The organism is Streptomyces sp. L7 (assembly GCF_050990935.1).
In the GTDB taxonomy this organism is placed as follows: domain Bacteria; phylum Actinomycetota; class Actinomycetes; order Actinomycetales; family Microbacteriaceae; genus Leifsonia.
Genome location: NZ_CP194644.1, coordinates 2,042,422 through 2,062,428, shown reverse-complemented (window position 1 = coordinate 2,062,428; position 20,007 = coordinate 2,042,422). Strand labels below are relative to the sequence as shown.

The following is a 20,007-nucleotide window of genomic DNA, read 5'->3' as shown; positions in this document are numbered from 1 at the left end:
GGCCGCACGACCTATTGTTTCAGATCGCGAGGCGCTGAGCGTTCATATCCGACCGGATTCGCGAAAATCCGCAACGGTTTGTCGGACGCGTGTACGAACTCGCAGGTTCAGCGCGGCGGCGCGGTCGACGTGCGCACCACCAGGTGCGCGGATGAGCGCACCGAGCCGACCCGCGGCTCACCGCCGCCCAACTCGTCCAGGAGGATGCGCGTGGCCACCGCCCCCTGCTCGAACGGGCTCTGCGCCATCGTCGTGAGCCCGAAGCACTCCGAGAAGTCGTGGTCGTCGATGCCGATGACCGAGAGGTCGTCCGGCACGCGCAGGCCGTGGTCGCCCGCGGCGAGGATGGCGCCCATCGCCATCTCGTCCGAACCGGCGAACACGGCCGTCGGCCGCGGGCCAGGCCGGTCGAGCAGCCTGTTCATCGCGGCGCGGCCCTCGGGCAGGGAGAACCCGCCGGGGATGACCCACTCCGGCCGCACAGGGAGGTGCGCCGCCCGCATGGCCTTCTCGAAGCCGCGCAGCCTTCCGGCGGGCACGTTGCTGTTGAGGCCTTCCTCGTCCTCGCCTCCCAGATGAGCGATCTCGGTGTGGCCGAGGCCGATCAGGTGGTTCGTGGCCTCCTTCGCCGTCGCCTTCTCGTCGATCCCGACACTGCGCAGCCCCTTGACCGGTCCGCCGACCACGATGGTCGGGTGCCCGAGCGACGCGAGCTGCTCGCGCTCGTCGGGCGTGAAGTCGAGGCACAGCGCCAGCAGTGCGTCCGTGCGCTTGCGGAGGATGCTGCGGTGGAAGACCCGCTCCCGGTCGCCGCGGTGGCCCCCCAGGTTGAACAGGATCATGTCGTAGCTGGCCGATCGCAGCTCCGCGTCGACGCCCTCCAGCACCTGGGTGTAGAACCACCGGCTGACCGACGGCACGACCACCCCGAGCGCCAGGGTGCGGCCGCTGGCGAGCCCGGACGCGCTGGACGACGCGACGTAGCCCAACTCGTCCGCGGCGCGGCGGACCGCAGCCCGCGTCGTGTCAGAGACGTTGGGGAGGCCCCGTAGCGCGCGCGAGACCGTCGCGGTTGAGACCCCGGTCGCGCGCGCGACCTCCTCGATTCCTGCCATGCTTCCCCCGTCAGGAGTCCTGGCCCGCTCGCGCTTCCTCTGCCCGCAGGCGCGACGCGTGGATGCGGCGCCGCGCCTGCAGCAGAAGGATGAAGACGACCACGAGCACGAGCGAGACCAGAGCCCACGTGAGCGCGGGCTGCCCGGTGAGCTCGCAGGAGGCGGTGATGATCACGAAGACGACCGCGAAGAAGCCGACGAACCCCAGTCCGAGGTCGACGAACTCCTTCGGGTCGTTCCTTCGCATCCGCTCAGCCCTTCACTCCACCGGCCGTGAGGCCCGCGACGATCCGGCGCTGGAAGATCAGCACCAGGATGATGAGCGGGACGGTCACGATCGTACCGGCCGCCATGATGGCCGTGTACGGCTCCTGGTGCGGCTGGCTCCCGGTGAAGGACGCGATGGCGACCGTCACCGGCTGCGTCCTGTCGCTCGAGAGCTGGCTGGAGATCAGGAACTCGTTCCACGAGGAGATGAACGCCAGGATCGCGGTCGTGAACACCGCGGGCGCCGCCAGCGGCAGGATGATCTTGCGGAACGCCTGCGCCTGCGTGCAGCCGTCGATGCGGGCAGCCTCCTCCAGGTCCCACGGCATCTCGCGGAAGAACGAGACGAGCGTGTAGACGGTCAGCGGGAGGGCGAACGAGATCTCCGGAATGATCAGCGCCTGGTAGGTGCCCATCCACCCGATGTTCGTGAACAGCTGGAACAGCGGGGTGATGAGCGCGACGCCCGGGAACATCGAGGCGGCCAGGATGATCCCGAGGATGACGCCCTTGAACTTGAAGTCGAGGCGTGCGAGCGCGTACGACGCGAAGATGCCGACGACGAGCGAGATCAGCGTCACGCAGACGCCGATCAACAGCGAGTTCAGCAACGCGCCGGGGAGGTTGTTCCCGAGCTTGGTGGAGAGCGCCGTCGCGTAGTTGTCGAGTGTCACGTGCGTGAACCACGGGGTGTTGTCGCTCGTGTACCCGACTTCGCGGAACGAGGTGACGACCATCCAGTAGAACGGGAGCAGACACCAGAGCACGACGACGATCGCCTGGATGCCGGTGCGGAGGCTCTGGTTCCTGTTGCGCTGCTTGCTGCGGTTCTTCGTGCGGGTCCGGGGAGGGCGTTCGCCTCCGCGGTGGCCGATGCGGGGCCGGCGACGGTGGTCATCCCTTTGCTCCCTTCGCTTGCGTCTCCTGCGTTCGCACCACGTTCGTGCCGAGGAACCGCACGAAGATGAACGCGACCAGGAAGATCAGGATGAATGTGATGGTGGAGAGGGCGGCAGCGCTGTTGAAGCCCTGCCTGATCTGATCGACCACGAGGATGGACAGTGTCGTCGTCGCATGGCCGGTGCCTCCGCCGCCGCCCGTCAGGATCTGCGGGAGGTCGTAGATGCGCAGCGCGTCGAGCACGCGGAACAGGACCGCGACCATCAGCGCCGGCCTCAGCAGGGGCATCGTGACCCGCCAGAACCGCTGCCAGGTGCTCGCGCCGTCCATCTTCGCCGCCTCGTAGACGTCCTCCGGGATGATCTGGAGGCCGGCCAGGATGAGGAGCGCCATGAACGGCGTCGTCTTCCAGGTGTCGGCGATGATGACCGCGAACCGGGATGCCCATTCATCGCTCGTCCAGAGGATGTGCGTGCTGAGCACGGCGTTGGCGACACCGGCGACCGAGAAGATGAAAAACCACAGCTTCGCGGTGACGGCGGTGGGGATCGCCCACGGGATGAGGATGGCGGCACGGACGAAGCCGCGGCCGCGGAAGGCGCGGTTCATGATGAGCGCGAACCAGAGACCGAGGATGGTCTCCAGGATCACGGTGGTGACCGTGAAGAAGAAGGTGACCCCGACGGCGCTCCAGAAGGTGGAGCCGAGGTTTCCGGGCGGGCACGAGACCGTGGTCCCGTTCGGGCCGGCGCACTGCTGGAACAGCCAGTGGGCGTAGTTCTGGAAGCCGGCGAAGCCGCCCTGCACGAACAGGCCGGTCGCGGGATCGAGGCCCGCGTCCTTCTGGAAGGACATCACGATGGCGCTCACGATCGGGTAGCCGATCACGACGGCGAGCAGAACGATCGTGGGGAGGATCAGGTAGAGGGCCCAGCGGCTCTGCTGGCGGTGGACGTGCTTGACGCCGGCGCGCTGCTCAGGTGGCCTGTTCTTCGTGGATGAGGGGGCGACGACGTTCGACGTTGACATGTGCTGCCTCCGGGAGGAAAGCGGGAAGTGTGTGGAGCCGGGCGGCGGGAGAGGTCCCGCCGCCCGGCGACCGTGATGGGCTCTACTGGCCCGCGCTCGCGGTCTTGATGGCCGCCGACATGTCCTTGAGCGCCTGGTCGACCGACTTGTCGCCCTTCAGGGCGGCGTAGGCGTTGTCCTGAACGGCCTTGGTGATGGCCGGGTAGAACGGCGACACGGGACGCGGGACCGCGTTCTCGATCGACGTCTTCAGGGTGGACAGGTAGGGCAGCTGGCTGTTCAGGCCCGGGTCGCTGTACAGCGAGGACAGCACCGGCGCGAGGGAGCCCTGCGTCACGAAGAACTTCTGGGTCTCTTCGCTCTGCAGGAACTTCAGGAACGCGAACGCGGTCGCCTTGTGCTTGCTGTAGACGCTGATGGCGGCGTTGTGACCGCCCAGGCTGGACACGCCCGGCTTGTCGGCGCTGACGCCCGGCAGCGGTGCGATGCCGAAGGTGTCCTTCACCGTGGACGAACCGTCGGTCTTGGCCAGGTTGTAGACGTACGGCCAGTTGCGCAGGAACATCAGCTTGCCGGCCTCGAACGCCTGGCGGCCCTGCTCCTCCTGGTACGTGATGGCCTCGGCCGGGATCTGGCCGTTCTTGAAGCCGTCCACCAGGCGGGTCAGACCCGCGTTGGCCTGCGAGCTGTCGACCGTGACGGTCTTGCCGTCGTCGCCGACGATGGTGCCGCCGTTGGTGTTGATGGCCTCGGCCACGTTCACCGTCAGGCCCTCGTACTGGGCGAACTGACCGGCGTAGCAGCCGATGCCCTTCGCCTTGGCGATGTCGCAGTCCTTGAGCATGTCGGCCCAGGTCTTGGGCGGTGTGGGGACGAGATCCTTGCGGTAGTACAGGATGCCGCCGTCGGAAGTCTGCGGGGCCGCGTACTGCGTGCCGTTGTAGGTGCCCGACTTGACGGTCGGCGCGAGCAGCTTCGAGTTGTCCATCTTGAGGTTGCCGGTCAGAGGCTGGAGCCAGCCCTTCGCCGCGAACTCGCCCGTCCACACGACGTCGACATCGACGACGTCGTAGTTCGGGTCCTTCGCCTGGAAGTGCTGCACCAGGTCGTCGTGCTGCTGGTCGGCCTGGTCGGTCTGCTCCTTGAAGGTGACCTTCTCGCTGGGGTGTGCTGCGTTCCACTTGTCGACCAGGGGGCGGACGACGTTCGAGTTGTCCTTGCCCTGCACGTAGGTGATGGGGCCTTTGCTGTCGAGGTTCGCGCCGGCGTCGCCGCCCGCGCTTCCTCCGGATCCTGAACCGCCGCCGGTGCATCCCGCGAGGGCCATGCCGGCGATGGCGACCCCTGCGATCACGGCGAGACGTGCTGCTTTCATTTCACTCCTCGTTGAGCTAGTGGTGCTCGATGTTGAGCGTGGTGCTCTTGGTGCAGGCGCGGGTGCGCCCGGGCTCAAGGTACTCCGGGGATGCAATCTGTGCAAGCGTTTACGTCAAGCGCTTGCATTGCGATTCGGTCACGGCGGCTCCCGCCGTCGAACCCCGGGACGCACCTTCCCGCGCGGTCGTTCCTCCGACGGCGTAACCGACCCGGCGACCGTGCTTCCGGCGCCGACGTAGGCTTTCCTCGTGAGCGGAATGCGTGGCATGGGCGGAGGCGGCGGTGGCATGCGCTCCCGGGTCAGCGGCGGCGACGCGGCGGCGCAGCGGGCGCTGAACGCGGAGGCCCCGCGCATCCCGCACCTGTTCCGCCGGATCGTGTCGCTGTTCGCCGCGCACAAGGCCGCGATCATCACGACGATGGTGCTGGTGCTCATCGGCGCGGCGCTTTCCGTCGTTCCGCCGCTGCTCACCCAGCGCGCCTTCGACCAGGGGCTCTTCCCGAAGTCCGGCAGGCCGGACATGCCGGTGCTGGTCGAGATCGTCGTGGTGATGATCGTGGTGTTCGTCGGGTCCGCGCTGCTCGGCGTCTGGCAGACCTACCTGACCTCCTCGGTCGGCAACAAGGTGATGGGCGCGCTGCGGGTGCGGCTGTTCTCGCACCTGCAGTCGATGGAGCTGAGCTTCTTCACCAAGACCAAGACCGGCATCATCCAGTCGCGGCTGCAGAACGACGTCGGCGGCGTCGCCAACGTGCTCACCAACACGATGTCGAGCATCCTCGGCAACACGGTGACGGTGATCGCCGCGCTGGTGGCGATGCTGCTGCTCAACTGGCAGCTGACCATCGTCGCGGTCATCCTGATGCCCATCCTGGTGATCGCCCAGCGCCGGGTCGGCCAGGTGCGCGCGCGGATCGCGACCCGGACGCAGGAGTCGCTGTCGGACATGACCGCGATCACGCAGGAGACCCTGAGCGTGTCCGGCATCCTGCTCTCCAAGAGCTTCAACCGGCAGCAGGCCGAGACCGAGCGCTACTCGGACGAGAACCGCACCCAGATCCGGCTGCAGGTGTCGCAGTCGATGAGCGGGCAGTGGTTCTTCGCGATGGTGAACATCTTCCTGTCGTCCATCCCGGCGATCGTCTACCTGGTCTCCGGCTGGCTGATCCTCGGCGGGGCGACCGACATCACCGCCGGAACGATCGTCGCGTTCACGACCGTGCAGGCGCGGCTGCTGTTCCCGCTGCTGGCGCTCATGCGGGTGGCGCTCGACCTGCAGACCTCCGGCGCGCTGTTCGCGCGGATCTTCGAGTACCTCGACCTGAAGCCGGCCATCGCCGACCGTCCGGACGCGGTGCCCGTCGACCCGGGGCGCGGCCTCGGCCGCATCGAGTTCGACCACGTGGTGTTCCGCTACCCGGACGCGCGGCCAGGGGAGCGCAACACCCTGGACGATGTGTCGTTCGTCATCGAGCCGGGCGAGTTCGCCGCGTTCGTCGGGCCGAGCGGCGCGGGCAAGACGACGGTGAGCTACCTCATCCCGCGCTTCTACGACACGACCTCCGGGCGCATCCTGTTCGGCGACACCGACCTGCGCGAGCTGCAGCAGGACTCGCTGGTCTCGCACATCGGCGTCGTGAGCCAGGAGACCTACCTCTTCCACGCGACCATCGCCGAGAACCTCCGCTACGCGCAGCCCGACGCGACGCAGGACGAGCTGGAGGCCGCGGCCAGGCGCGCGAACATCCACGAGACGATCGTCGGCTTCCCCGACGGCTACGACACGGTCGTGGGCGAGCGCGGCTACCGGCTGTCCGGCGGCGAGAAGCAGCGCATCGCGATCGCCCGGGTGCTGCTGAAGGACCCGGAGGTGCTCATCCTCGACGAGGCGACGAGCGCGCTCGACACCATCTCGGAACGGGTGGTGCAGCAGGCGCTCGACACGGCCTCCCGGGGCCGCACCACCATCGCGATCGCGCACCGGCTGTCGACGATCGTCGCCGCGGACGTCATCTTCGTGATCGATCACGGCCAGGTGGTCGAGCGCGGGACGCACCGCGAGCTGCTGGACATGGGCGGCGTCTACGCGCGCCTCTACCTCGAGCAGACCGAGACCGCCCTCCTCGACCGCGACTGACGCGCGCCCCTGGCGCCGAGGGGAACCTCAGGGCCCTTCAAACGCGCTCTGAGGGGCGTTTACGTGCCCTTCGATCGTTGTTAGGCTGGGCTAACAATGGAGTCAAGTGGAGCGAACGTGACGCTGGAGGTCGTGGAGCGGCCCGCGCGGTCGCGTCTGCGCCTGTGGTTCCTGCTCGGGCCGGCCTTCGTCGCCGCGATCGCGTACGTCGACCCGGGCAACGTCGCGGCCAACCTCACGGCGGGCGCGCGCTACGGCTACCTCCTGGTGTGGGTGCTCGTGGCGGCCAACGCGATCGCGGTCTTCGTGCAGTACCAGTCCGCGAAGCTCGGCATCGTGACCGGCCGGAGCCTCCCGGAGCTCCTCGGCGCGCGGCTCGGCACCGGCGCCCGGCGGGCGTACTGGGCGCAGGCCGAGCTGGTCGCCGCCGCGACCGACATCGCCGAGGTGATCGGCGGGGCCATCGCGCTGCAACTGCTGTTCGGCCTCCCGCTGCCGCTCGGCGGCGTGATCGTCGGCGTGGCCGCGATCGCGCTGCTCGCCGTGCAGACCCGGCGCGGGCAGCGGCCGTTCGAGGCGGTCATCCTGGTGCTGCTCGGCGTGATCGCGGTGGGCTTCCTGGCGGGGCTCGTGGTCAGCCCGGTCGACTGGAAGGCCGCGGCCGGGGGACTTGTGCCGCGCTTCGACGGCGCCCCGACGGTCCTGCTGGCCGCGAGCATGCTCGGCGCGACGGTCATGCCGCACGCGATCTACCTGCACTCCGCGCTCGCCCGCGACCGGCACGGCACGGGAGGCGACGAGCGCCGCACGCGCACACTGCTGCGCGCGACCCGGCTGGACGTCGTGCTCGCGCTGGTGCTGGCCGGGGCGGTCAATATCGCGATGCTGCTGGTAGCCGCAGCGGCGCTGCCGGGCGTCGCAGGGACCGACACGATCGAGGGCGCGCACGCCGCGATCAGCGCGGCGCTCGGGCCGGCGATCGGCGTGATCTTCGCGGTCGGGCTGCTGGCGTCCGGGCTGGCGTCGGCCTCGGTCGGGAGCTACGCGGGGGCGACGATCATGGCCGGGCTGCTCCATCTGCGCGTCCCGCTGCTCGCCCGGCGGATCGTCACGCTCATCCCGGCCGTGGCGATCCTGTCGCTCGGCGTCGACCCGACCTGGGCCCTGGTGATCTCGCAAGTGTTCTTGAGCCTCGGCATCCCGTTCGCGATGATCCCGCTGCTGAGGCTGACCGGATCGCGCGCGGTGATGGGGGCGCGTGCGGACGCCGGCTGGGTGCGGGTCGCGGGCTGGGGCGTCGCCGGGCTCGTCGTCGTGCTCAACCTCGCGCTGGTCGTGCTCACGGTGCTGCCGCAGTAGCGCTCAGGCTCCGGCCACCCACACGGCCGCCGCTGCCGTCGCCCCGAGCACGATCGCCGCCTCGCCTCCGACGTGCACGGTCACGTCGCCCGCGAAGGCGCGGTGCTCGTCCACCGTCAGTTCGGTGTCGAGTCCGACACCGCGCTCGCCGAGGTAGCGCAGGACGGCAGGGTCGGCGTCCGAGATGCGCACGACGCTGAGCGGGACGCCGGCGGGCGCGGTCAGCAGCGGGACGGCCTCCGGACGCCGCGGGGTGCCGTCCGCGGTCGGGATGGGGTCGCCGTGCGGGTCGCGCGCCGGGAAGCCGAGCCGGCGGTCGATGCGGTCGACGAGCTGGTCCGAGACGGCGTGCTCCAGCACCTCGGCCTCGTCGTGCACCTCGTCCCAGCCGTAGCCGAGCTCCTCGACCAGGAACGTCTCGATCAGCCGGTGCCTGCGCACCATCGCGACCGCACCGCGCCGGCCGTCGTCGGTGAGTTCGATCGCGCCGTACGGCTCGTGCACGACCAGGCCCTGCTCGGCGAGCCGGCGGATGCCGTCGGACACTGTCGCGGCGCGCACGCCCATCCTCTCCGAGATCTGCTTGACGGTGATCGGATCGGCCGCCCACTCGGTGGCCGACCAGATCAGCTTCAGGTAGTCCTGTGCGACGGGCGAGAGATCGGACACCGGCATGGTGGAAGTCTAGGCGGCGGCCCGCAGCGCGAAGGAGCGGGGACACACAGCGGCAGCGGCGCGAGCGCCCTGTTACGGTGGACCGCGTGAAGTACGCAGAGACCATCGTCGACTTGGTCGGCGACACTCCGCTCGTGAAGCTCAACAAGCTGACCGACGGAATCGCGGCGACGGTGCTCGTCAAACTCGAGTACCTGAACCCCGGAGGCTCCTCCAAGGACCGCATCGCCTCCCGCATCCTCGACGCGGCGGAGGCCGAGGGGCTCCTGAAGCCCGGCGGCACCATCGTGGAGCCGACGAGCGGCAACACCGGCGTGGGCCTCGCGCTCGTCGCCCAGCAGCGCGGCTACCGCTGCGTGTTCGTGCTGCCCGACAAGGTGGGGGAGGACAAGCGCAACGTTCTCACCGCTTACGGCGCGGAGATCGTGGTGACGCCCACCTCGGTGCCCCCGGAGCACCAGGACTCCTATTACTCGGTGTCCGACCGGCTGGCTGCGGAGATCCCCGGGGCGTTCAAGCCCAACCAGTACTTCAACCCGAACGGCCCGCGCAGCCACTACGAGACCACCGGTCCGGAGATCTGGCGCGACACCGACGGCCGGATCACCCACCTGGTGGCGGGCGTCGGCACCGGCGGCACGATCACGGGCACCGGCCGCTACCTCAAGGAGGTCTCCGAGGGCCGCGTCCGCATCGTCGGCGCCGACCCGGAAGGCTCGGTCTACTCCGGCGGCAGCGGCCGCCCGTACCTCGTGGAGGGCGTCGGCGAGGACTTCTGGCCCGGCGCGTACGACCCGAGCGTGGTCGACGAGGTCATCCCGGTCAGCGACGCCGACTCGTTCCACATGACCAGGCGGCTCGCCCGCGAGGAGGGCATCCTGGTCGGCGGCTCCAGCGGCATGGCCGTCGTGGCGGCGCTGCGTGCCGCGAAGGACCTCAGCGCCGACGACATCGTGGTGGTCATCCTCCCGGACGGCGGTCGCGGCTACCTGGCGAAGATCTTCAACGACAAGTGGATGCGCTCCTACGGCTTCAGCGAGGTGCCCGACGAGGCGACCGTGCACGACGTCATCCGCACGAAGCGAGGCGACCTGCCGGACCTCGTGCACGCGCACCCGTCCGACACCGTCCACGACGCCATCGAGATCATGAACACGTACGGCGTCTCGCAGCTCCCCGTACTGACGGCGGAACCGCCGGTCGTGATGGGCGAGGTCGCCGGGGCGCTCGACGAGCGCTCGCTGGTCGACGACGTGTTCGGCGGGCGCGCCAAGATGAGCGACCCGGTCGGAGCGCACCTGGGCGAGCCGCTGCCGCTGATCGGCGTCAACGAGCCGGTCACCGCGGCGCGGGCGGCGCTCGCCGTCGCGAACGCGCTGCTGGTGACGGAGGACGGCAAGCCCGTCGCCGTGCTGACCCGGCAGGACCTCCTCACCTACCTGAGCGAATAACCGCTCGACCTTCCATCCCCCGCATTGGAGTAAGGATCCCGATGACCCACGGTTTCGCCACGCGCGCCATCCACGTCGGCCAGGAGTTCGACCCGACCACGGGCGCCATCATCCCGCCGATCTACCAGACCTCGACGTTCGTGCAGGACGGCGTCGGCGGCCTCCGCGGCGGCTACGAGTATGGGCGTGCGGGCAACCCGACGCGCACCTCGCTCGAGTCGCTGCTGGCGTCCCTGGAGGGCGGCGTGCGCGCGCTGTCGTTCGCCTCGGGCCTCGCGGCCGAGGACGCGCTGCTGCGCGCGGTGCTGCGGCCGGGCGACCACGTGGTGCTCGGCAACGACGTCTACGGCGGCACCCACCGGCTCATCAACCGCATCCACGGCGCCTGGGACGTGCGCAACACCACCGTCGACCTCGGCGACCTGGACGCGGTCCGCGCCGCCCTCGGGACCGACCGCACCCGCGTGCTGTGGATCGAGACCCCGAGCAACCCGCTCATGAAGGTGAGCGACCTCGGCGCCCTCGTCGAGCTGGGCCATGCGGCCGGCGCGCTCGTCGTCGTGGACAACACGTTCGCGTCGCCCGCCCTCCAGCAGCCGCTGTCGTTCGGCGCGGACGTGGTGGTGCACTCCACCACCAAGTACCTCGGCGGCCACTCCGACGTGATCGGCGGCGCCCTGGTGTTCGCCGACGCCGAGCTCGCCGAGAAGGCTCAGTTCATCCAGTTCGCGGCCGGCGCCGTGTCGTCGCCGATGGACGCCTGGCTCACCGTCCGCGGCATCAAGACGCTCGACGTCCGGATGAAGCGGCACAGCGAGAACGCGCAGGCCATCGCGGAGGCGCTGGTCGGCCGTCCCGGGATCGACGCGGTGTACTACCCGGGGCTGCCGGATCACCCCGGCCACGAACTCGCCGCCCGGCAGATGAGCGGCTTCGGCGGCATGCTGTCGGTCGCGCTCAGCGGGGAGCCGCGGCCGCCAGGAGCTTCGCGGAGTCGACCGAGGTGTTCCAGCTCGCGGAGTCGCTCGGCGGCGTGGAGTCGCTGATCGGCTACCCGTCGGAGATGACGCACGCGTCGGTGCGCGGCACCGAGCTGGAGGTGCCGGACAACGTCATCCGCCTCTCGGTGGGCATCGAGGACGTCGCTGACCTGCTGGCCGACGTCGAGCAGGCGCTCGGCCGCTAGCGCGAGGAAGGAGACACGGTCGCGGATCTCCTTCCGCGCGGCGTCTGGAAGGACTGTCGTGGCGTGTCGAAGTCGGATCTCCTTCGCGAGCGTGCGCCGGGGTATCGGGCGGATTCACGGGATCCGGGGTATTGCTCCCGGAGGACCCCTCACCGATAGTGGTTGTCGTGAGGACTTTCGGGGTGGAGGAAGAACTCCTCCTGGTCGATGAACGCGGGATCGCGACTCCGGTCGCCCCGTACGCCCTGGCGGACGCCCCCGCCGGGACCGAGCAGAGGCTCGGCGCCGAGATCCAGCAGGAGATGATCGAGACGCAGACGCTGCCGCGGCTGACCACCGACGAGTTGTACGCGGACATCGTCGAGGGCCGCACCCTCGCCGACACGCTCGCCCGCCGGCACGGCGCCCGGGCCGTGGCGGTCGCGATGTCGCCCCTGCCGCTGCGCCCGCACGCCACCCCGGGCCCGCGCTACGACAAGATGATGGAGCGATACGGGCTCACCGCGAAGGGCACGCTGGTCTGCGGCTGCCACGTGCACGTCGCGATCCACTCCCGCGAGGAGGGCGTCGCCGTCCTCGACCGCATCCGCACGTGGCTGCCGGCACTGCTCGCGCTCACCGCCAACTCGCCTTTCGTGGGCGGCGTCGACACCGGGCACGCCAGTTACCGGTTCGTCGCCTGGCACCAGTGGCAGAGCGCCGGGCCGACCGACGTGTTCGGATCGGTGGAGGCCTACGACCGGTTCGAGCGCCTGCTGGTGGAGACCGGGGTCATCCTCGACAAGGCCATGCTCTACCTGGACGCGCGGGTGTCCCACAAGCAGCCCACCGTGGAGGTGCGGGTCGCCGACGTCTGCCTCGACGCCCGCGACACGGTCGTGCTGGCCGCGCTGGTGCGCGCCCTCGTCGACACCGCGGTCGGCGAGTGGCGTTCGGGCGTCCCGCCGCTGGCGACGCCCTCCGCCGCCCTCCGGCTGGCCGAGTGGCAGGCGGCGCTGACCGGGGTGGGCGGCAAACTCCCGCATCCCGTGACCGGCCGCGAAGGGACGGCGATCGACGCCCTCGACGCCCTGCTCGTCCACACGGCGCGGGCGCTGGAGAGCTACGGCGACCTCGAACTGGTGCGCAGCGGCGTCGACCGGATCCTGCGCAGCGGCGGCGGCGCCGGCCGGCAGCGGACCGCCCTCTCCCGGCGCGGACGGATGCGCGACGTCGTCGCCGAGGCGGTCGCGGTGACCCACGAGGCGGGCGACGAGGGCGACGGCCGCTTCGTGGCGTAGCAATCCCTTCCGCCGGAGGCTCGACGCGCTTACGCTTCGGACATAGAGATGGAGGGCCAGGACGTGGAGGCGGACATGACGGGGAAGGAACTGGCCCACCAGCACGCCGTGTACACCTACGGCACGCTCCCGCTCACGCTCATGTACAGCCCCACGGCGACGGCGGCGTGGGAGGTGTACTTCGGCGGCGACTACCTCGGCCTGGTCGAGGAGTCGCACATCCCCGGCGACCCGTGGCCGTCGTTCGTGGCACGACCGCCCGGCGAGGAGGAGACCGGCGACGGCATCCCCGCGCGGGACTGGCGCGTGGCTGTGGAACTGCTCGCGGCGCGGGCGGGGCTCTGAGCCGCTCCCGCACCGCAAGCCACTGCCTGCCGTCGACGGTCAGAAGGCGAACTGCGCCCACTCCGCCCGGTCGAGGCTCACGCGCTCGCCGTGCCGTTCGACCACCCAGTGCGAGGGCGTCCCCGCCAGGTAGGTGCAGAGCACGGTCTCGCTGCTCCAGCCGTCCGCGGACCGGATCCATCTCACCAGATGGATGTCCTGGCCCGGTTTCGGCGCGTTCCCGATCGGTGTCTCGTAGGTCGTCACGCTGCACCCCTCCCCAGTTGTGCAGCCGGTCCAGGACCGCCGGAGGCGCGCCTGACATCGCTTCCGCCGGACTCGGACTGGCTCCTTGGACTAGACCCTAGTGGGGTACAAGCCCGGGGGACAAGAGCATTCAGGTGAACGGAAGCGCACAGCTTTCGGACGGGTTCAGACCCCGGGGTCGTCCTCGTCGTCCGCGGCCGCGTCGTCCTCGGGCTCGAACACGCCGTCGGCGTCGTACGGGCCGCCGCCTTCGCCCTCCGCGAGGGCGTCGGTGTCGATGGGCTCGCCGGAGGGCGTCTCCGGCCAGTTCTCTTTCGCATCGGTCATGCCGCGATGGTAGGCCGATCGCGGTACTCGCAGTACCTCCCTCTCGTGCCTGTGCGGCGCGTAACGTCGGAGGCACGACGTCCGAGGCACGAGGAGAACGAACGATGGAATACACCCGACTGGGGTCGACGGGCCTCCCGATCAGTCGCATCGCGCTGGGCTGCATGAGCTTCGGCGACCGGACGCGCGGCTTCAACGAATGGGCGCTGGACGACGAGGGCGCCGCACCGATCTTCCGCCAGGCCGTGGAGGCCGGCATCACCTTCTGGGACACCGCCAATGTCTACGGCTTCGGCAGCTCTGAGGAGATCGTCGGGCGCGCCATCCGCGAATACACCACGCGTGAGGACATCGTGCTGGCGACCAAGGTGAACTTCACGATGCACGACGGCCCCGGCGGCGCCGGGCTCTCGCGCCGGGCGATCCTCGAACAGATCGACGCGTCGCTGACCCGGCTGAACACCGACTTCGTGGATCTCTACCAGATCCACCGCTTCGACCCGCTGACGCCGGTCGAGGAGACGATGGAGGCGCTGCACGACGTGGTCAAGGCCGGCAAGGCGCGCTACATCGGCGCCTCCTCGATGTGGGCGTGGCAGTTCGCCAAGCTCCAGCACGCGGCCGACCTCGGAGGCTGGACGCGGTTCGTCACCATGCAGGACCAGTACAGCCTGATGATGCGTGAGGAGGAGCGCGAGATGTTCCCGCTCCTGGCCGATCAGGGCGTCGGCAGCCTGCCGTGGAGCCCGCTCGCGAAGGGCCGGCTGACGCGTCCGTGGGGCGAGCAGACGCTCCGCGCCGAGACGGATCCGCTCCAGGCGCGCTTCAGCGAGGCGCACGACCGGCCGATCGCGGAGGCCGTGCAGCGCGTGGCGGAGGCGCGCGGCGTCCCGATGGCCCAGGTCGCGCTGGCCTGGGTGCTGCGCAACCCGGTCGTGGACGCGCCGATCGTGGGGGCGACCAAGCCGCACCACCTCCCGGACGCTGTCGCGGCCGTGCACCTGGAGCTGACGGACGACGAGGTGCGGCAGCTCGAAGAGCCGTACCTGGTCACGATGCCGACAGGGTACTGAGCGGAGCCCGCATCCACCTGACAGGACGGGCGGGGCCTACGCCCCCGGTGCGGCCTCGCCGGCCTTGGCCTCGGCGATCGACGCGCGCACGGCGTCCATGTCGAGGGCCTTCACCTGGCCGATGAGGTCCTGGAAGGCCGGGGCGGGGAGCGCGCCGGGCTGCGAGAACACCAGGATGCCGTCGCGGAACGCCATCAGCGTCGGGATGGAGGTGATGCCGGCGGAGGCGGCGAGCGACTGCTCGGCCTCGGTGTCCACCTTGCCGAAGACGACATCGGTGTGCTCCTGGGACGCCTTCTCGAAGACCGGGCCGAACATGCGGCAGGGGCCGCACCATTCCGCCCAGAAGTCGACGAAGACGATGTCGTTCCCGGTGATCTGGGACTCGATGTTCTGAGCGGTGAGCTCGACGGTTGCCATGAGGTCCTCCTGCGGGTCGAGGGAAGTCGTTGAGCGGTTCCGGTGTGGAAGGCCGCACTGAATCGAACGGTACGCCTTCGGGCGGAATTCCCGCGCGCCCATCGAGCAGGAATGGAGAAGCCGCCCGCCTGTGCCCGCGCCTACCGTCATTCCCATGACCTCCATCGACCACATCACCCTCGAGGTGGCGGACGTCTCCGCCGCCCAGCAGTTCTACGACGCCGCCTTCGGGCTCGGCGACCGGGTGCGCGTGCGCGCGTCCGACACACCGTCCACCGGCTTCCGCGGCTACACGGTTTCCATCACGGTCGCCCAGCCGGCCGACGTCCACGCCTTCGTGGAGTCCGCGCTCGCCGCGGGCGCGAGGACGATCAAACCCGTCGCCAGGTCGCTCTGGGGCGTCGGCGGCACCGTGCAGGCGCCCGACGGCGCCCTCTGGAAGATCGCGACCTCCGCCAAGAAGGACACCGGCCCGGCCACACGGACGGCCGAGTCGGTCGTGCTGCTGCTCGGCGTCGACGACGTGAGCGCGAGCAAGCAGTTCTACGCGGGGCGCGGGCTCCCGGTCGGCAAGAGTTTCGGCTCGTACGTGCAGTTCGACCTGACGGACAGCCCGGTGCAGCTCGGCCTCTACAAGCGGCGCGCGCTCGCCAAGGACGCCGGCGTCCCGGACGACGGCTCCGGCTCGCACCGCATCGTCATCGGCGGCGACAGCGCGGCGACCGATCCGGACGGCTTCGCCTGGGAGGCTGCAGCCCGCTGATTGGTGCGGGCGGATCAGGATCGGCTCCGGGCGGGGATTGGCGGCGGATAGCCGATCGCTGGCCGCCGATGGACGGCGGATGTCGGTCGTCCACGCCAGGATGGACCAGTGACGGAAAGCGCGCCCTCGACCACTCGCGTCCCCCGGCGCAGGCCGTCGAGCACCGCGGACATCTCGGCGTCGCCGGCGGAACCGCGCTCTACGTCGCGGCGGTCCTCGGCACCGGAATCCTCGTCCTCCCCGCGCTCGCCGCCGCCGCGGCCGGGCCGGGCGCCATCCTCGCGGTCGCCGCCCTCGCGCTCATCTCCATCCCGTTGGCCGCGACGTTCGCCGCGCTGGCCCGCCGCCACCCCGACGCCGGAGGCGTCGCGACGTTCGCACGCCGCGCGTTCGGCCCGACCTCCGCGCGGATCGTCAGCTACTGGTTCTTCTTCGGCACCCCGATCGGCGCTCCCATCGCCGCGCTGATGACCGCGCGCTACGTCGTGGCGGTGATCGGCGGCGACGCCGCGCAGACGATCGTGATCGCGATCGCCCTGATGGTCGTGCCCGTCGCGGTGACGGCGTTCGGCGTCCGCTTCGCCGCGTCCGTGCAGCTCGTGCTCTCCGGGGCGCTCATTGCCGTGCTCGTCTTCGTCCTCGCCGCCGCCGCGCCGCACGCGCGCGCCGAGAACCTCCAGTCCCCGCTTCCGCACGGCTGGTCGGGCGTCGGGCTCGCGATGAGCCTCTACATCTGGGCGTTCGCCGGGTGGGAGGCCGTGGCCGGGATCGGCGGCGAGTTCCGCAACCCGCGGCGCGACATCCCGCGCGCGACCGCCCTGGCCCTGGTGATCGTGTCGGTCGCCTACCTCGCGATCCAGACCGTGACCGTCGCGGTACTGGGCGGCCGCGCCTCCACGTCGGCGGTGCCGCTGCTCGACCTCGTCTCGGTCGCGACGGGCTCCGGCGGCGGGATCGTCGTGGCGGTCATCGCCGCCATCGTCGTCACGGGCGTCTTCAACGCCTACCTCGCCGCGTTCAGCAAGCTGGGCGCCGCGATGGGCCGCGACGGCGACCTCCCCGCCTGGTTCGGCCGCGGCGCCGAGAACGGCGCGGTGGCGCGCCGTGGGCTGCTGCTGTCGGCGGTGGTCATGGCGCTCTACTCGGTGGTGGTGCTGGCCGGCGGCGACCTCCAGCCGTACATCCTGGTGCACACCAGCATCGCTGCTGCCGTCTACGGCCTCGGCGTCGCCAGCGCGATCGTCCTGCTGCCGACCCGCTCTCCGGGGTGGTGGATGGCGGTGCTGTCGGTCGTGTTCGCGGCGGGTCTCCTGGTGCTGGCAGGCTGGCACCTGGTGTTCCCGGCCGGGATCGCACTCATCGCGACCCTGGTGGGAGTGCTGGGCCGGTGGAGGTCGCGGCGGAAGTCGCCCACTCGGGCCTCGGCCGACTGAGCCCGACCCGCGCACCCGACCCATCCCGTCCCGGACAGCCCATCCCGTCCCGGACAGCCCATCCCGTCCCGGACAGCCCATCCCGTCCCCGACAGCCCATCGCGTCCCGGATAATAGGCGCGTGACCCACGACCCCGCGCAACGCGCTGCGAGCATCCGAGACGTCGCACAGCTCGCGGGTGTCTCGCACCAGACGGTCTCGCGGGTCATCAACGACCACCCCAGCATCCGGGAGTCCACGCGGCAGCGGGTCCTCGCCGCGATGGAGCAGCTCCAGTACCGGCCGAACCGTGCCGCGCGGGCCCTCGTCACCGCCCGGTCCCGCACCCTCGGCGTGCTCTCCACGACCGCCGCGGCGCTCTACGGACCGGTGTCCAGCATCAACGCGGTGCAAGGCGCCGCACGCGAGGCCGGCTACTACCTCGCCGTCGCCCAGATCCCCGAGCTGACCGACGCCGGGATCGCCGCGGCGCTCGACCACCTACTCGCCCAGGCGGTGGAGGGCATCATCGTGATCGCACCGCAGGACCTGGTGCTCGAGCACATCTCGAGCGCTCGCCTCGCCGTCCCCTACGTGACCCTGCAGGGCGGCTCGGAGTACGTCGCGCGCGAGCTCACGGTCGATCAAGAGGCCGGCGCCCGCGCTGCGACCGCGCACCTGATCGGCCTCGGGCACCGTCGGATCGTCCACCTCACCGGCCCGCTGGCCTGGTTCGAGGCGCAGGCGCGCACGGCAGGGTACGCGTCCGAAATGGAGGCCGCCGGCCTCCCGGTGCCCGCGCTGCTGGAGGGCGATTGGTCGGCCGAGTCCGGGTACCGCTCCGCGCAGTCGGTCGTCCGCGACCCGGCGACGACCGCGGTCTTCGCGTCGAACGACCAGATGGCGCTCGGGGTCTACCACGCCGCCCGGGAGGCCGGTCGCCGCATCCCGGAGGACCTGAGCGTCGTCGGCTTCGACGACATCCCGGAGGCCGCCCACTTCTGGCCGCCGCTGACCACGGTGCTGCAGGACTTCACCGAGCTCGGCCGCCGCAGCGTCGAACGCCTGGTCGCCGAGATCGAGGGCGGCGAGGAGCCGGTGCCGGCGAGCCTCCTCCCCGTGTTGATCGTGCGCGCCTCCACCGCCCCCGCTCCGGGCTGAACCGCCGAGTACGCAGACAATCTGCGTACTCGGCAGTTGCTCGGCCGCTGTCCCCGGGTGGTCGTAGGCTCGGAGGATGAGCACGGACGGGGGCCCCACGGTCGCGCCCGGGCGCCTCGCCAAGCCGGAGGGGTGCTCGCGCCGCGCTACCGCTGGGTGAGCATCGGCATGTGCCTGCTCGTCACCCTGGCGGCCTTCGAGGCGCTGGCGGTGACGACGATCATGCCCACCGTCAGCCACCAGCTCGACGGCGCCGGACTGTACGCCTTCGCGTTCGCCGGGCCGCTGGCCGTAGGAGTCGTCGGCATGGTCGTCGCCGGCAGCTGGTGCGACCGCGGCAACCCGCGCACCGTCCTGTTCACGTCGGTCGGGCTGTTCGCGGTCGGCCTCATCCTGGCCGGGCTCGCCCCGACGATGGCGCTCTTCGTCACCGGCCGCCTCGTCCACGGGCTCGGCGGCGGTGCGCTCACCGTCGCGCTCTATGTGATCGTCGCACGCGTCTACCCGCCGCGGCTGCACGCCCGCATCTTCGCCGGCTTCGCGGCCGCGTGGGTGATCCCCTCGCTGATCGGGCCCGTGATCGCGGGCGCTGTCGCCGAGACGGTCGGGTGGCGGTGGGTCTTCCTCGGCGTCGTGGCCCTGGTCGTCCTCGCGATGCTGATGGTCGTGCCCGCGATGCGCGGCCTGCACGCGCCCGATCAGCGGCCGGCGGGAGGTCGGCGCGAGCTGGCTCGCGCCGGACTGGCCACGCTCGTGGCCGTCGCCGTCCTCGCTCTCACGCTCGCCGCCGAGGCGCGCGGACCCGTTCAGTGGCTGGTCCCGGTGTTCGCCGCCACCGGCGCGATCGCCGCGCTCCGGCCGCTGATCCCGGCGGGCACGCTGCTGGCGCGCCGAGGCCTCCCGAGCGTCGTCCTGCTGCGGGCGATCGTCGCGGGGACGTTCTTCTCGGCGGAGGTCTACGTCCCGCTGCTGATGGTCACGCAGTACGGTGCGTCGCCGGCCGTCGCGGGCCTCGCGCTGACCGCCGCGGGCCTGAGCTGGGCTGCGGCCTCCTGGGCGCAGGGCCGGTTCCCGGCCATCGGCCACCGTCTCGCGGCCCGGCTCGGCGCGCTCGGACTGACCATCGCGATCGCGTCGCTGCTGGTGACCGCGCTGACCGGCGCCTCCCCGGTGCTCGTCGTGGTCGGCTGGGCGTTCGCGGGCGCCGGGATGGGGATCCTCTACCCGCGCCTCGGCGTCCTCACCCTGGAGTACTCGACTCCCGCCGACCAGGGCTTCAACAGCTCGGCCCTATCGATCGCGGATTCCACCGGCTCGGCCATCGCCCTGGCGACGACGGCGATCGCCTTCTCGGCGCTCGGCGGAGCTGCGTCGCCGACGGCGTTCGCGGGCGTGTTCGCCGTGAACGGGGTGCTGTGCCTGGCCGCGTGGATGTGCGGCGGCCGGATCGTCCGCCGCTGACCCGTCAGGGATCGAACAGGG

At 70.8% G+C, this 20,007-nt stretch carries 19 protein-coding genes and 1 pseudogene; 11 read left to right on the top strand and 9 right to left on the bottom strand.

Translation table 11 applies throughout. The annotated features are described in order from the left end of the window. Window positions 1-107 precede the first annotated feature (107 nt). From ACR5MH_RS10305 to ACR5MH_RS10285, 5 genes are all read right to left on the bottom strand, one after another. A complete protein-coding gene (locus ACR5MH_RS10305; protein ID WP_433862567.1) occupies window positions 108-1,115 on the bottom strand; it encodes a LacI family DNA-binding transcriptional regulator in 1,008 nt (335 codons plus the stop codon). Window positions 1,116-1,125: 10 nt separating this feature from the next. Beyond that, window positions 1,126-1,362, bottom strand: coding sequence for a hypothetical protein (locus ACR5MH_RS10300; RefSeq protein WP_431347124.1), 237 nt, complete (start codon window positions 1,360-1,362; stop codon window positions 1,126-1,128). Between the two features lie 4 nt (window positions 1,363-1,366). Beyond that, the gene (locus tag ACR5MH_RS10295) at window positions 1,367-2,149 is read right to left on the bottom strand and encodes a carbohydrate ABC transporter permease (protein WP_433862566.1); all 783 of its coding nucleotides are present in this window, start codon (window positions 2,147-2,149) and stop codon (window positions 1,367-1,369) included. A 127-nt stretch (window positions 2,150-2,276) separates the two neighbouring features. Next, the gene (locus tag ACR5MH_RS10290; protein ID WP_431347123.1) at window positions 2,277-3,311 is read right to left on the bottom strand and encodes a carbohydrate ABC transporter permease; all 1,035 of its coding nucleotides are present in this window, start codon (window positions 3,309-3,311) and stop codon (window positions 2,277-2,279) included. Window positions 3,312-3,393: 82 nt separating this feature from the next. Continuing rightward, window positions 3,394-4,686: an ABC transporter substrate-binding protein gene (locus ACR5MH_RS10285; RefSeq protein WP_431347122.1), complete on the bottom strand. Its 1,293-nt coding sequence runs from the start codon at window positions 4,684-4,686 to the stop codon at window positions 3,394-3,396. Window positions 4,687-4,945: 259 nt separating this feature from the next. On the opposite strand from ACR5MH_RS10285, the gene ACR5MH_RS10280 reads away from it, so the two are divergent. Both ACR5MH_RS10280 and ACR5MH_RS10275 read left to right on the top strand, forming a co-directional pair. Continuing rightward, the gene (locus ACR5MH_RS10280) at window positions 4,946-6,826 is read left to right on the top strand and encodes an ABC transporter ATP-binding protein (protein WP_431349385.1); all 1,881 of its coding nucleotides are present in this window, start codon (window positions 4,946-4,948) and stop codon (window positions 6,824-6,826) included. A gap of 96 nt (window positions 6,827-6,922) precedes the next feature. Then, window positions 6,923-8,185, top strand: a complete 1,263-nt coding sequence (locus tag ACR5MH_RS10275; RefSeq protein ID WP_433862565.1) for an Nramp family divalent metal transporter — start codon at window positions 6,923-6,925, stop codon at window positions 8,183-8,185. Window positions 8,186-8,188: 3 nt separating this feature from the next. On the opposite strand, the gene ACR5MH_RS10270 is transcribed toward ACR5MH_RS10275, so the two are convergent. Then, window positions 8,189-8,860 (bottom strand): metal-dependent transcriptional regulator, encoded by a 672-nt coding sequence (locus tag ACR5MH_RS10270; protein WP_431347121.1) that lies wholly within the window; start codon window positions 8,858-8,860, stop codon window positions 8,189-8,191. Between the two features lie 86 nt (window positions 8,861-8,946). Between ACR5MH_RS10270 and ACR5MH_RS10265 the strand changes: the two genes are divergently transcribed. The 4 genes and pseudogenes from ACR5MH_RS10265 (at window position 8,947) to ACR5MH_RS10250 (ending at window position 13,122) form a co-directional block, all read left to right on the top strand. Next, window positions 8,947-10,311 (top strand): cystathionine beta-synthase, encoded by a 1,365-nt coding sequence (locus tag ACR5MH_RS10265; protein WP_433862564.1) that lies wholly within the window; start codon window positions 8,947-8,949, stop codon window positions 10,309-10,311. A 41-nt stretch (window positions 10,312-10,352) separates the two neighbouring features. After that, a pseudogene (locus ACR5MH_RS10260) lies at window positions 10,353-11,497 on the top strand (cystathionine gamma-synthase). A 167-nt stretch (window positions 11,498-11,664) separates the two neighbouring features. After that, on the top strand, window positions 11,665-12,777 hold the full coding sequence (locus ACR5MH_RS10255) for a carboxylate-amine ligase (RefSeq protein ID WP_431347119.1): 1,113 nt from the start codon (window positions 11,665-11,667) through the stop codon (window positions 12,775-12,777). Between the two features lie 75 nt (window positions 12,778-12,852). Further along, entirely contained in the window at window positions 12,853-13,122 is a 270-nt protein-coding gene (locus ACR5MH_RS10250; RefSeq protein ID WP_185278434.1) for a hypothetical protein, read from the top strand. A gap of 39 nt (window positions 13,123-13,161) precedes the next feature. Here ACR5MH_RS10250 and ACR5MH_RS10245 read toward each other — a convergent pair whose 3' ends face one another. Both ACR5MH_RS10245 and ACR5MH_RS10240 read right to left on the bottom strand, forming a co-directional pair. Continuing rightward, window positions 13,162-13,368 (bottom strand): hypothetical protein, encoded by a 207-nt coding sequence (locus tag ACR5MH_RS10245; RefSeq protein WP_179607925.1) that lies wholly within the window; start codon window positions 13,366-13,368, stop codon window positions 13,162-13,164. Window positions 13,369-13,533: 165 nt separating this feature from the next. Then, complete coding sequence (locus tag ACR5MH_RS10240) at window positions 13,534-13,695, bottom strand: hypothetical protein (protein ID WP_431347118.1); 162 nt, start codon at window positions 13,693-13,695, stop codon at window positions 13,534-13,536. 104 nt (window positions 13,696-13,799) lie between these two features. On the opposite strand from ACR5MH_RS10240, the gene ACR5MH_RS10235 reads away from it, so the two are divergent. Continuing rightward, the gene (locus ACR5MH_RS10235; RefSeq protein WP_431347117.1) at window positions 13,800-14,768 is read left to right on the top strand and encodes an aldo/keto reductase; all 969 of its coding nucleotides are present in this window, start codon (window positions 13,800-13,802) and stop codon (window positions 14,766-14,768) included. A 36-nt stretch (window positions 14,769-14,804) separates the two neighbouring features. On the opposite strand, the gene trxA is transcribed toward ACR5MH_RS10235, so the two are convergent. Continuing rightward, window positions 14,805-15,188 (bottom strand): thioredoxin, encoded by a 384-nt coding sequence (gene trxA / locus ACR5MH_RS10230; protein WP_431347116.1) that lies wholly within the window; start codon window positions 15,186-15,188, stop codon window positions 14,805-14,807. Window positions 15,189-15,342: 154 nt separating this feature from the next. Between trxA and ACR5MH_RS10225 the strand changes: the two genes are divergently transcribed. The 4 genes from ACR5MH_RS10225 to ACR5MH_RS10210 all read left to right on the top strand — a co-directional run bounded on the left by ACR5MH_RS10225 (window position 15,343) and on the right by ACR5MH_RS10210 (window position 19,986). Further along, complete coding sequence (locus ACR5MH_RS10225) at window positions 15,343-15,951, top strand: glyoxalase (RefSeq protein WP_431347115.1); 609 nt, start codon at window positions 15,343-15,345, stop codon at window positions 15,949-15,951. 68 nt (window positions 15,952-16,019) lie between these two features. Continuing rightward, entirely contained in the window at window positions 16,020-17,384 is a 1,365-nt protein-coding gene (locus ACR5MH_RS10220) for an APC family permease (RefSeq protein WP_433862563.1), read from the top strand. 121 nt (window positions 17,385-17,505) lie between these two features. Continuing rightward, window positions 17,506-18,525 (top strand): LacI family DNA-binding transcriptional regulator, encoded by a 1,020-nt coding sequence (locus tag ACR5MH_RS10215; RefSeq protein ID WP_431347113.1) that lies wholly within the window; start codon window positions 17,506-17,508, stop codon window positions 18,523-18,525. Between the two features lie 132 nt (window positions 18,526-18,657). Next, window positions 18,658-19,986: an MFS transporter gene (locus tag ACR5MH_RS10210; protein WP_433862562.1), complete on the top strand. Its 1,329-nt coding sequence runs from the start codon at window positions 18,658-18,660 to the stop codon at window positions 19,984-19,986. Window positions 19,987-20,007 lie beyond the last annotated feature (21 nt).